The organism is Pseudonocardia sp. EC080619-01 (genome assembly GCF_001420995.1).
In the GTDB taxonomy this organism is placed as follows: Bacteria; Actinomycetota; Actinomycetes; order Mycobacteriales; family Pseudonocardiaceae; genus Pseudonocardia.
The window spans coordinates 338,724-350,245 of sequence record NZ_CP012184.1 but is presented as its reverse complement, the minus strand read 5'-3'; the positions used below and the strand labels follow the sequence as shown (position 1 = coordinate 350,245).

Sequence of the window (11,522 nt, the reverse complement as noted above, 5' to 3'; positions counted from 1 at the left end):
GGAGCCGGAGGAGAGGATGACGGAGACAATGACGTATCTGTTGTCGAGACAGGACAGGCAGACGCTCACGAGGGTGGTCTACGCGGCCTTCCCGCACCGCACCTTCCCGGTCGGCCCCTACCAGCGGGCCGCGGACGCCGTGATCGAACAGGCGGCGACCGACCCCCGCATGCTGGCGCAGCTCGTGCAGGGCCTCGGCGAGCTCGACGCCCAGCGGGACGTCCCGTTCGCCGAGCTCGACCTCGACACCGCCGCCGCCGTGCTGCGCGGTGCCGACGGCAGCCCGTTCGTCACCGCGATCGTCGACAGCGCGATCGTGACGCTCTACAGCGACCCGGAGGTGTGGGAGCTGCTCGGCTACGAGGGCCCCTCCTTCGACAGGGGTGGCTACGTCGACCGCGGGTTCGACGACCTCGACTGGCTCCCGGAGCCGCGCATCGAGCACCGGGAAGGGGTGTGACCATGCCGAGGTTCGCCTACGACGACGCCGACGTGGTCGTCGTGATCGGGTCGGGTGCGGGCGGCGGGACCGTCGCGGCCGAGCTCTGCCGGCGCGGCATCAGGACGGTCGTCCTGGAGGCCGGTCCGCACCTGACCGGCGCCGACTACCACCAGGACGAGTGGCCCGCGTTCGCACAGATGGCCTGGACCGATCCGCGCACCACGTCCGGCAGCTGGCAGATCGCGCAGGACTTCCCGAACCTGCCGGCCTGGCTGGTGAAGGCGGTCGGAGGGACCACCACCCACTGGGCCGGCGCGTGCCCGCGGTTCAAGGCCCACGAGCTCGCCGCACGCAGCACGTACGGCGACATCGAGGGCGCGACCCTGCTCGACTGGCCGATCGCGCTGGCCGAGCTGGAGCCGTACTACGACCAGGCGGAGATCAGGATGGGGGTCAGCCACCGGCACGGACGGCCCCCGCTGCCCGCGAACAACAACTACAAGGTGTTCGCGAACGGCGCCGAGAAGCTGGGCTACCAGTACTACGCGACGGGCCCCTACGCCACGAACGCCGAGCCGTACGACGGCCGACCGGCCACCGTCCAGGACGGGTTCAACTTCCAGGGCGACAAGCAGGGATCCAAGTGGTCGACCCTGGTCGCGGAGCTGCCGAAGGCCGAGGCGACCGGCAACCTCGACCTGCGCCCGGACTCGCACGCCACCCAGATCCTGCACGACGCGTCGGGCCGCGCCACCGGCGTGCTCTACGTCGACCGCAACGGTGCCCTGCGCCGCCAGCGCGCCGCCGTGGTGTGCGTGGCGGGCAACGCGATCGAGACCGCCCGGCTCCTGCTGCTGTCGGAGTCGCCGCAGCACCCCGACGGGCTCGCCAACTCGTCGGGCCAGGTCGGACGCAACTACATGCGGCACACCACCGGGACGGTGTGGGGGCAGTTCGACAAGCCCGTCCACATGTACCGCGGCGAGACGATGGCCGGCGTGATCTCCGACGAGTCCCGGCACGACCCCTCGCGCGGGTTCGTCGGCGGCTACTACATGGAGACGATCTCGCTGGGCCCGGCGTTCCTCGCCAAGTTCGTCGCGCCCGGCAAGTGGGGCTCGCAGCTGACCGAGCTGCTCGACGGCTACCGGAACACCGCCGGCATGTGGATCGTCGGCGAGGACATGCCGCAGGCGGGGAACCGGATCACGCTCAGCGGGGAGACGGTCGACGGGCACAAGCTGCCCGTCGCCGACGTCCACTTCGACGACCACCCCAACGACGTCGCGATGCGCCGGCACGGCCAGACACAGGGCGCCGCGGTCTACCGGGCTGTCGGCGCGCACCGCACGATCGACACACCGCCCTACCCGTCGACGCACAACCTCGGGACGTGCCGGATGAGCCAGCGGCCCCGCGACGGCGTCGTCGACCGTTTCGGCCGGACCCACGACATACCGAACCTGTTCGTCTCCGACGGCAGCGTGTTCACCACCGGTGCCGCCGCGAACCCGACGCTGACGATCGTCGCGCTGGCCCTGCGGCAGGCCGAGTACATCGCGACCGAGCTGGACAAGGAGCTCTCAGCATGACCGCACCGACGAGCGCGCCACCCGACCCGTACGCGTTCCTGCCCGCCGTCCCGACCTTCACCGTGACCAGCACCGACGTCGCCGACGGCACCCCGCTCGCTGCGCCGCAGGTCAGCGGGATCATGGGCGCCGGCGGTGAGGACAGGTCGCCGGCGCTGAGCTGGCACGGCCATCCGAGCGCGACCCGCAGCTTCGCCGTCACCTGCTACGACCCGGACGCGCCGACGGCCGCCGGCTTCTGGCACTGGGCGGTGGCCGACATCCCGGCGTCGGTCACCGGACTCGAGGCCGGAGCCGGTTCCGACGACGGCTGGCTGCTGCCCGAGGGTGCGCTCGCGCTGCGCAACGACGCGGGTCTGCACCGGTACCTGGGCGCGGCCCCGCCGGAGGGGCACGGCGTGCACCACTACTACTTCGTGGTGCACGCGGTCGACGTGCCGCGGATCGGGATCCCTCGTGACGCCGGTGGGTCCTACCTCGGGTTCCTGCTGTTCTCGCACACGCTCGCCCGGGCGACGGTGGTCGCCGAGTACGAGCGCTGAGGCGGCCGGCGCCGCTCGTGAGTGGTCGTGGCGGCCAGGACCGCCACGGCCACTCACGAGTGGCGGAGCCGCTCCAGCGCGGCCAGCACGAGGTCCGCGTCCGGCCCGAGGGCGTCGTGGACCTCGCGCTCGACCGCGTCGACACCGGCGCGCAGCGATCCGTGCAGCTCGCGGCCCCGCGCGGCCAGCAGCACCAGCACCCGTCGCCGGTCGATCTCGTCCGGGCGGCGGTAGACCAGGCCGCGTTCCACCAGCCGGTCGACGATCTTCGTCAGCGTCGGCGCCGGCACCATCGCGTGCGCGGCGATCTCCGACATCGGGTGGCCCTCGCCGTCGGCGAGCAGGTCCAGCACCCGCCAGGCGTCCAGGCCCGGGCCGTGCGGCGGCCGCACGAGCTCCTCGATGCGCCGCTCCACCCGGTTCGCGGCGCGGCCCAGCGCGGCGGCGGCACCGGCGGTGCGCGGCTCGGCGGCGCTCAACACGTCCTCCTCGGCAGTCGGGCGTAGTGACGTGGTCGCTGTCATCGTAAACACTGTCACCTCGAACGGATCCGGAGGTGACGCCCGTGACCACCACGCTCGACGTCGCCTTCGTGGTCCCGCGCAGCGGGCCCGCCGGCCTGTTCGGGCCGGCCTGCGAGGCCTGCGGGGACCTCGCCGCCGCCGAGCTGAACGAGGCCGGGGGAGTGCTCGGGCGGGAGGTCCGCCTGCACCCGGTCGACGGCGGCCGCGCACCCGCCGCCGTCGCGGCCGAGGTGGCGGGGCTGCTCGACGCCGGCGTCGTCGGCGCGGTCTCGGGCTGGCACATCTCGGCGGTCCGCCAGGCGCTCGCACCGGTCGTCGGCGGCCGGGTGCCCTACGTCTACGCGCCGCTCTACGAGGGCGGCGAGCGGACGCCGGGGATCTTCCTCACCGGCGAGACACCGGAGAACCAGGTGCTCCCCGGGCTGCGCTGGATGGCCGCGGAGCTCGGCGTCCGCACGTGGTGCGTGGTCGGGAACGACTACGTCTGGCCGCGGGGCTCCGCCCGGGTGGTACGGCGCTGGGCCCGCGGGACGCCGGACGTCCGGGTGCTCGACGAGACCTTCCTCCCGCTGGGCACCGACGACTTCGGTCCCGCGGTCGAACGGGTGCGCCGCTCCGGTGCGCAGGGCGTGCTCATGTTCCTGGTCGGCTCCGACGCGGTCGGGTTCAACCGGGCCTTCGCCGCGGCGGGCGCGGACCGCGGCCGGGTGCGGTTCTCCCCGCTGATGGAGGAGAACATGCTGCTCGCGACCGGGGCGGAGGCCACCCGCGAGCTCTACGCGGCGGCCGGCTGGTTCGAGACGCTCGCGACGGCGTCGGCGCTGGAGTTCTCCGGCCGCTACGCCGCGCGGTTCGGCGTCCGGGCGCCGGTGCCCGGGGCGCTCGCCGAGTCGTGCTTCGAGGCGGTCACCCTGCTCGGCGCGCTCGCCGGGCGCGCCCGGTCGACCGATCCGGCCGCGCTGCTGGCCGTCGCCGAGTCCACGGGGTTCGACGGTCCCCGCGGCGCGGTGTCGCTGCACGACGGGCACCTGCGCCAGGACGTCTACCTGGCCCGTGCGGACGGCCTGTCCTTCGACGTTCTCGACCGGCTCGCTTGACACCAGGTCGTATCGATCGACATATTTCCATCTGACAGTAACTGCGTCGGATGGGGCCCCGCGTGCCGACCTACACCCACCACTGCCCGGACTGCGGCGAGTTCGACCTGGTCCGTCCGATGGCCCGCTCCGGCGCCGGGGCGTCCTGCCCGGGCTGCGGCGCGGACGCGCGGCGGGTCTTCGGGGCACCGGCGCTGCGCGGCGTCGATCCCGCCCTGCGCCGCGCACTCGACGACTCCGCCGCGAGCGCCGACGCCCCGGCCGTCGTGTCCTCGGTGCCCGGCCGGTCGCGGCGCGCCACCCCGGTGACCCGGGACCCGCGCCACGCCCGCCTGCCGCGCCCCTGAGCCCAGCACAGACAGGAGTACCGCCGTGCCCGATGTCGTGTTCACCGTCGACCAGGCGAAGTCCATGCGCGACCAGGCCGTTCCCGGCCACAACCGCTGGCACCCGGACATCCCGCCCGCCGTCACCGTCCGGCCCGACTCGACGATCCGCGTGGAGTGCCGGGAGTGGACCGACGGGCAGATCGGCAACAACGACTCCGCGAACGACGTCCGCGACGTCGACCTGCGCGGCGCGCACATGCTGTCCGGGCCGATTGCGATCGAAGGGGCCGAGCCGGGTGACCTGCTCGTCGTCGACATCCTCGATCTCGGGCCGGTGCCGCAGGAGACCGGCCCGGCACCCGGTCAGGGCTGGGGCTACACCGGGATCTTCTCCAAGCAGAACGGCGGCGGGTTCCTGACCGACACGTTCCCGGACGCCTACAAGGCCATCTGGGACTTCGCCGGCCAGAAGGCCACCTCCCGGCACGTCCCCGGCGTGTCCTACACCGGGATCACGCACCCCGGGCTGTTCGGGACCGCGCCGTCCCCGGAGCTGCTGGCCCGCTGGAACGCCCGGGAGCGGGCGCTGATCGCGACCGACCCGGACCGGGTGCCGGCGCTGGCCCTGCCGCCGCTGGAGGACGAGGTGCTCGGCGGGACGGCGTCGGGTGACGTGCTGGCCGGGATCGCCCGGGACGGCGCACGGACCGTCCCCGCCCGGGAGAACGGCGGCAACCACGACATCAAGAACTTCACCCGCGGCTCCCGGGTGTTCTACCCGGTGCACGTGCCCGGCGCCCTGTTCTCGGGCGGTGACCTGCACTTCTCCCAGGGCGACGGCGAGATCACCTTCTGCGGCGCCATCGAGATGGGCGGGTTCATCGACTTCCACGTCGACCTGATCAAGGGCGGGATGGCGACCTACGGCGTCACCACCAACCCGATCCTGATGCCCGGCAACGTCGAGCCGCGCTACTCCGAGTTCGTGACCTTCATCGGGATCGGCGTCGACCACACCACCGACACCCAGCTCTACAACGACGCGACCGTCGCCTACCGCAACGCGTGCCTCAACGCCGTCACCTACCTGGAGAAGTTCGGGTACTCGGGCCCGCAGGCGTATCTGCTGCTCGGGTCGGCGCCGATCGAGGGCCGGGTGTCGGGCGTCGTCGACATCCCGAACGCGTGCTGCTCGCTCTACCTGCCGACCGCGATCTTCGACGACGACATCCGCCCGTCGGCGGCCGGCCCGGCCCGGCGGGACCGGGGGAGCTGCGCGGTGTCGTCGTGACGCACTACGGCCGCGAGGTCCCGCACGAGGTCTTCGAGATCCGGGAGCTCGAACTGGCCTGCGGCCGGACCCTGCGCCCGGCCCGGATCGCCTACCGCACCTACGGCCAGCTGAACGCCGACCGGAGCAACGCGGTCCTGTACCCGACCTGGTACTCGGGCCGGCACTGGGACAACGAGTGGCTGATCGGCGAGGGCCGGGCGCTCGACCCGGCGCGCTGGTTCGTGATCGTGCCGAACATGCTGGGCAACGGCCTGTCGACGTCACCGTCGACCGTGCCGCACCCCGACGACGGGCCGAGCTTCCCGCCGATCCGGGTGATCGACAACGTCGCGGCCCAGCACCGTCTGGTCACCGAGCTGTTCGGGATCGAGCGGCTCGCGCTCGTGCTGGGCTGGTCGATGGGTGCCGGGCAGACCTATCAGTGGGCCGTCAGCCACCCGGAGATGGTGCAGCGGATGCTGCCGTTCTGCGGGTCGCCGCGCACCGCACCGCACAACCGCGTCTTCCTCGACTCGCTGCGGGCTGCCCTGACCGCCTCGGCCGGGTTCGACGGCGGCCGCTACACGACGCCGCCGGTCCAGGGGCTGCGCGCCTTCGCCCGGATCTATGCGGGCTGGGGGTTCTCCCAGGCGTTCTACTGGGAGGAGCGCTGGCGCGAGCTCGGGTTCACCTCGCTGGAGGACTTCGTCGTCGGCTTCTGGGAGGGGTTCTTCCTGGACGGGCGGGACCCGAACAACCTGCTCACGATGCTCGACACCTGGTGGCACGGCGACGTCGGTGCGACGCCCGGTTTCGGCTCCACCGAGGAGGCGCTCGCCTCGATCCGGGCGAGGGCGATCGTCATGCCGGCCGAGAAGGACCTCTACTTCCCGCCCGAGGACGAGGCCTGGGCGGTGTCGCAGATGACCAACGGCGCGGAGCTGCGGGTGATCCCGGGCGTCTGGGGGCACTTCGCCGGCGGCGGGCCGGGGGAGCGGGCGCCGGACAACCCCGACACGCTGTTCATCGACGCCGCCGTCGCCGAGCTCCTGGCCGGGCCCTCCGGGATCTGACGGCGGATCCGACGGCGGATCAGCCGGGGAGGCGGGTGCGGGAGGCGGTCGCGGCGCCGGTCAGGGCCAGGACCGCCACCGCCCCGAGCAGCACCGGCATCGCGACGGCCGGGGAGGCCAGCAGCACCAGCAGCGCACCGCCCAGCCCGACGAACGACGCGTTCGCCAGCTGGTCGAGCAGCTGCGCGGCCGACGAGTGGCCGCCGACGTCGGCCGGGGCGGAGTGCGCCAGCGTCAGGTAGGCGACCGCGGAGAACGCGACGCCCATCCCGAGCCCCGCGCACCCCCAGGCGACGACCGCGACCCAGCCCGGCAGCCAGCCGGCGGCGACCGGGAGGAGACCCACCTGACCGACCGCGATCATCACGAACCCGGCGCGCAGCATCGCCGACCGGTCCCGGTCCGGGTGGCGGCCCTGCCAGGCCGCGGCCGCGGACCAGCCGAGCGAGGCGACGATCAGCGGGATCCCGGCGGCGGAGAGCGACCAGCCGTGCGTCGCGGTGAGGATCAACGGCAGGAACGACACCACGGAGAGGAACGCGCCCGCGACCAGGCCCCGGGCGGCGACGACGGCCGGTATCCCGGGACGGGCCGTGAACGTCCCGCGCGGCAGCAGCCGCCGCAGCGACGGGACGAGCAGCACCAGCGCGACCGTCCCCACCACGGCGCCGTGGACGTCGACGTTCTCGAACGCCCAGCTCAGCCCGGCCACGCCGAGCGCGGCACCGGCCGCGGCGAGCACCGTCGGCGTCTCGGCGGGGCCGGGCGGGCGCGGGGCCGGTGGACCGAGCCGGCGCACCGCGGGCAGGACCAGGACCAGCGCCGACCCGACGACGGGCAGCAGCCCGAGGAACACCCAGTGCCAGGAGAACCGCTCGGTGACGACGGCCGCGAGCGGCGGGCCGACCAGCGACGGCAGCACCCACGCCGAGGAGATCAGCCCGAACACCGCGGGCCGCAGCCGCGCCGGGTACACCTCGGCGACCAGCACGTACACCGCGACGCCCTGCACCCCGGCGCCGAGCCCCTGCAACACGCGCCCGGTCAGCAGCGCGCCCATCGCCTCCGCGGACCCGGCGACCAGCAGCCCGGCGCCGAACACCACCGGGGCCACGACGAGCGCCACGCGGGGGCCGCGGGCGTCGCACCAGCGGCCGCCGGCGACCGTCCCGAACACCGCGGCGGCGAGGAACAGCACGAACGGCCAGGCGTAGAGGGTGACGCCGCCGAGATCGGCGACGATCTCCGGCATCGCCGTGCCGACGCCCATCGCCTCGAACGCGGTGAGGCTGATCAGCAGCAGGATCCCGACGGTCGTCGGGGCCCGGTCCGCCGACCAGACGCCGGGCTCCTGACCTGCTCGCCCCCCGACCGTCCCGACCACACGGGACACCCTGCGCCCTGCACCCCGGTCCAGGTCAAGCCGGTTACGGCGGCCCCGTCGGCCTCAGCCCGGCGCCGGGACGATCGCCTCGATCAGGTGCGGTCCCGGCTCGGCGCGCGCCCAGCACAGCGCCTCGAGGAGCTCCTCGGTCGTCGTGACCCGCCGGGCCGGGACGCCGAGGCCGGTCGCCAGCGCGGTGAAGTCCGGGGTCGGGTCGGTCAGGCTCAGCATCCGCCCGGCACGCCCGGAGTGCGCGGCCTCCCCGGCCCCGGTGCGGGCCAGCTCGACCCGCAGGATCGCGTACGCCGCGTTGTTGATCAGCACCGTGGTGACGTCGAGCTGCTCACGGGCCTGGGTCCACAGCGCCTGCAGGGTGTAGAGCGCGCTGCCGTCGGCCTGGACCGCCACCACCGGACGGTCCGGGGCGGCGATCGCGGCCCCCACCGCGGCCGGCGGGCCCTGCCCGATCGCACCGCCGGTCAGCGCGAGCTGGGTGTGCGGGGCGGCGGTCTGCAGGGCGGGCGCGAGCACCGCGGAGGCGGTGAGCGACTCGTCGACGACGATCGCGTCGTCCGGCAGGGTCGCCGCGACCGCCGCGCACAGCGACCGGACGTCGAGCGGGCCCGGCCCGGGCTCGGCCGCCGCCCGTGGTGCCGGCTCGGCGACGGCGTCGGCGGCGACCCGGTCGGCGAGCGCCACCAGCGCGGCCTCCGCGTCCGACGACGGGTCGGCCAGCCCCACCACCGGGCAGTTGTCCGGCACGAGGTCGCCCGGCACACCGGGGTAGCCGAAGAACGACACCGGCGACCGCGCACCGGCCAGGACCAGCGAGGACGCGCCGGAGAGCTGGTCGATCGCCTGCTCGGCGAAGTACCCGAGCTTGTCGATGCGGGGGCGCCCGGCACCGGTCTCCCAGCGTCGGGGGAACGTCTCCACCAGCAGCCGGGTCCCGGTCGCGGCGGCGATCCGGCCGGCCGCGTCGACCCCGCGGGCGGTCAGGCCCGGACCGCCCAGCAGGATCACCGCGCCCGGCGTGCCGACGGCCGTCGCCGCGTCCGCGACCCGCTGCTCCGACGGTGGCTCGGGGACGGCGGCCGTCCGGGCCGGTGCGGGCGCGCCGCCCTCGGACCACGAGACGTCGGCGGGCAGTACGAGGGTCGCGACCTGCCCGCCGCGCTCCGAGGTCGCCGCGACCGCGCGGACGGCGTCGTCGGCGACGTCGCGGACGTCGCCGGAGGTGTGCACCCACCCCGACACGGTCCGCGCGACGGAGGTGATGTCGGACTCCAGCGGCGCGTCGTGCCGGACGTGGTCGGTCGCGTGCGCACCCACCACGCACAGCAGGGGGGTGCCGGCCCGGCGCGCGTTGTGCAGGTTCGCCAGTCCGTTCCCGAGGCCCGGCCCGAGGTGCAGCAGGACGGCCGCCGGTCGCCCCGCGATGCGCGCGTAGGCGTCCGCCGCCCCGGTGGCGACCCCCTCGAACAGGGTCAGCACGCCCCGCATCCCCGGGACGTCGTCCAGTGCCTGCACGAAGTGCATCTCCGAGGTGCCGGGGTTCATGAAGCACACCTCGACACCCGCCCCGACCAGCGATCCGACCAGCGCCTGGGCGCCCCTCACCGGACGGCCCTCACCCACGTCGTCGTCATGATCCCCAGTCCACACCCTGTGACACCGCCCGGAGAACCCGGGTCCCGAGTTGCGCCGAGCACCGTGACGGCGGGGAATGGACCCCTGTGAGTACCGAACCCGACCCGCGGCGCTGGCGGGCCCTGTCCGTCTGCCTCGTCGCGGGCTTCATGAGCCTGCTCGACGTCAGCATCGTCAACGTGGCGCTGCCGTCGATGCAGGCGGGCCTGGGCGCGTCCGCAGCACAGCTGTCCTGGGTGGTGTCGGGCTACGCGCTGACGTTCGGCCTGGTCCTGGTTGCCGCGGGGCGCCTCGGCGACGACCGCGGCCGCCGCCGGATGTTCCTGCTCGGCCTCGGGCTGTTCACCCTCACCAGCGCCGCAGCCGGTCTCGCGCCGACCCCCGAGGTCCTGGTCGCGGTGCGCCTGCTGCAGGGGGTGTCGGCCGGGCTGCTGTCCCCGCAGGTCGTCGGGTTCATCCAGGACCTGTTCCGCGGCCCCGAGCGCGGGACGGCGTTCGGGATGTTCGGCGCCGTCGTCGGGATCTCGACAGCGGTCGGGCCGCTGCTCGGCGGCCTGCTGCTGGCGTGGACCGGCGACGCGGGCGGCTGGCGGTGGGTGTTCTTCGTGAACATCCCGATCGGCGTGGCCGCGCTGGTCTTCGCGGCCCGGCTGCTCCCGGCGGACGGGGTCGGCCGCGCCGCCCGCCGGCCGCTGGACCTGCCCGGGGCGGTGCTGCTCGGCGTCGGTGTGGTGAGCCTGATGCTGCCGCTGGTGCTCTCCGAACGAGACCCGGCGAGCGCCCCGTGGTGGCTGCTCGCGGTCTCGGTGGCGGCGCTGGCCGCGTTCGTGGCCTGGGAACGGCGGGCGAAGCGGAGCCACGGGCACCCGCTGGTCGACTTCGCGCTGCTGCGGACCCGCAGCTACGCGGCGGGCGCCACGCTCGGCATGACCTACTTCGCCGGGTTCACCTCGATCTTCTTCGTGCTCACGCTCTACCTGCAGAACGGTCTCGGCTACACGCCGCTGCAGACCGGCCTGGCGATGACGCCGTTCGCGCTCGGGTCCGCCGTGACGTCCGCGCTGGGCGGCCGCCTGGTGTCGCGGTTCGGGCAGCCGATGGTGGTCGTCGGGCTGGCCGTCGTCCTGCTGGGGCTGGTCGCCACCGACGTGGCACTCGCCGCCACCGCGGGCGACGCGACGGCGACCGGCGCCGCGATCGCCGGCACCCTGCTGGTGGCCGGCGCGGGCGGCGGGCTCGTCGTCGCACCGAACCAGACCCTCGCGCTCGCCGAGATCCCGCCGGCGTCCGGCGGCACCGCGGCCGGCGTGCTGCAGACCGGGCAGCGGATCGGGACGGCGGTGGGCCTGTCCGCCGTCGGCGCGGTCTTCTTCGGCCGGCTGAGCGCGACCGGCGACTGGGCGTCGGCGATCTCCCGCGGCCTCATGATCACCGTCGGGCTGGTCGCGGTCGCGCTCGTCCTCGGCGTGGCCGATCTCGTCGCGGCGCGCCGCCGCGGACGGACGCCGGCCGGGGCCGCCCACGAGCCCGGGCCACCCTCGCCGACCGGCGGCGACTGACCCGGGACTCTCGTGTCCCCCGGATCCCGGCCGGGCCGGCACCTCGCCGGCCCGCGC

General features: G+C 74.5%; 11 protein-coding genes. 8 read left to right on the top strand and 3 right to left on the bottom strand.

The annotated features are described in order from the left end of the window. Positions 1–73: 73 nt before the first annotated feature. From AD017_RS34270 to AD017_RS01565, 3 genes are read left to right on the top strand one after another with little or no spacing between them, the layout of a single operon-like run. Complete coding sequence (locus tag AD017_RS34270) at positions 74–460, top strand: hypothetical protein (protein ID WP_010225979.1); 387 nt, start codon at positions 74–76, stop codon at positions 458–460. Positions 461–462: 2 nt separating this feature from the next. Further along, positions 463–2,034: a GMC family oxidoreductase gene (locus tag AD017_RS01570; protein WP_060572425.1), complete on the top strand. Its 1,572-nt coding sequence runs from the start codon at positions 463–465 to the stop codon at positions 2,032–2,034. Continuing rightward, positions 2,031–2,576, top strand: coding sequence for a YbhB/YbcL family Raf kinase inhibitor-like protein (locus tag AD017_RS01565; RefSeq protein ID WP_010225983.1), 546 nt, complete (start codon positions 2,031–2,033; stop codon positions 2,574–2,576). The genes AD017_RS01570 and AD017_RS01565 overlap by 4 nt, the downstream gene beginning before the upstream one ends. A gap of 53 nt (positions 2,577–2,629) precedes the next feature. Here AD017_RS01565 and AD017_RS01560 read toward each other — a convergent pair whose 3' ends face one another. Beyond that, on the bottom strand, positions 2,630–3,055 hold the full coding sequence (locus tag AD017_RS01560) for a MarR family winged helix-turn-helix transcriptional regulator (protein ID WP_033198908.1): 426 nt from the start codon (positions 3,053–3,055) through the stop codon (positions 2,630–2,632). A gap of 86 nt (positions 3,056–3,141) precedes the next feature. Here AD017_RS01560 and AD017_RS01555 point away from each other — a divergent pair, with 86 nt between their 5' ends. The 4 genes from AD017_RS01555 (at position 3,142) to AD017_RS01540 (ending at position 6,872) form a co-directional block, all read left to right on the top strand. Next, the gene (locus tag AD017_RS01555) at positions 3,142–4,197 is read left to right on the top strand and encodes a substrate-binding domain-containing protein (protein WP_060572422.1); all 1,056 of its coding nucleotides are present in this window, start codon (positions 3,142–3,144) and stop codon (positions 4,195–4,197) included. Positions 4,198–4,259: 62 nt separating this feature from the next. After that, positions 4,260–4,544 carry a zinc ribbon domain-containing protein gene (locus AD017_RS01550; RefSeq protein WP_060576176.1) on the top strand — a complete coding sequence of 95 codons (285 nt, stop codon included), beginning with the start codon at positions 4,260–4,262 and terminating at the stop codon, positions 4,542–4,544. Positions 4,545–4,569: 25 nt separating this feature from the next. Beyond that, the gene (gene fmdA, locus AD017_RS01545; protein ID WP_029239853.1) at positions 4,570–5,817 is read left to right on the top strand and encodes a formamidase; all 1,248 of its coding nucleotides are present in this window, start codon (positions 4,570–4,572) and stop codon (positions 5,815–5,817) included. Next, entirely contained in the window at positions 5,814–6,872 is a 1,059-nt protein-coding gene (locus AD017_RS01540) for an alpha/beta fold hydrolase (RefSeq protein WP_060572420.1), read from the top strand. Before fmdA ends, AD017_RS01540 begins: the two co-directional genes overlap by 4 nt. A 19-nt stretch (positions 6,873–6,891) precedes the next feature. Here the strand turns inward: AD017_RS01540 and AD017_RS01535 are convergent, their stop codons facing one another. After that, complete coding sequence (locus AD017_RS01535; RefSeq protein WP_060572418.1) at positions 6,892–8,265, bottom strand: MFS transporter; 1,374 nt, start codon at positions 8,263–8,265, stop codon at positions 6,892–6,894. Positions 8,266–8,319: 54 nt separating this feature from the next. Further along, on the bottom strand, positions 8,320–9,876 hold the full coding sequence (locus tag AD017_RS01530) for an acetolactate synthase large subunit (protein ID WP_060576175.1): 1,557 nt from the start codon (positions 9,874–9,876) through the stop codon (positions 8,320–8,322). A 116-nt stretch (positions 9,877–9,992) separates the two neighbouring features. Here AD017_RS01530 and AD017_RS01525 point away from each other — a divergent pair, with 116 nt between their 5' ends. Then, positions 9,993–11,465 carry an MFS transporter gene (locus AD017_RS01525; RefSeq protein WP_060572416.1) on the top strand — a complete coding sequence of 491 codons (1,473 nt, stop codon included), beginning with the start codon at positions 9,993–9,995 and terminating at the stop codon, positions 11,463–11,465. The last annotated feature ends 57 nt before the right edge of the window (positions 11,466–11,522 follow it).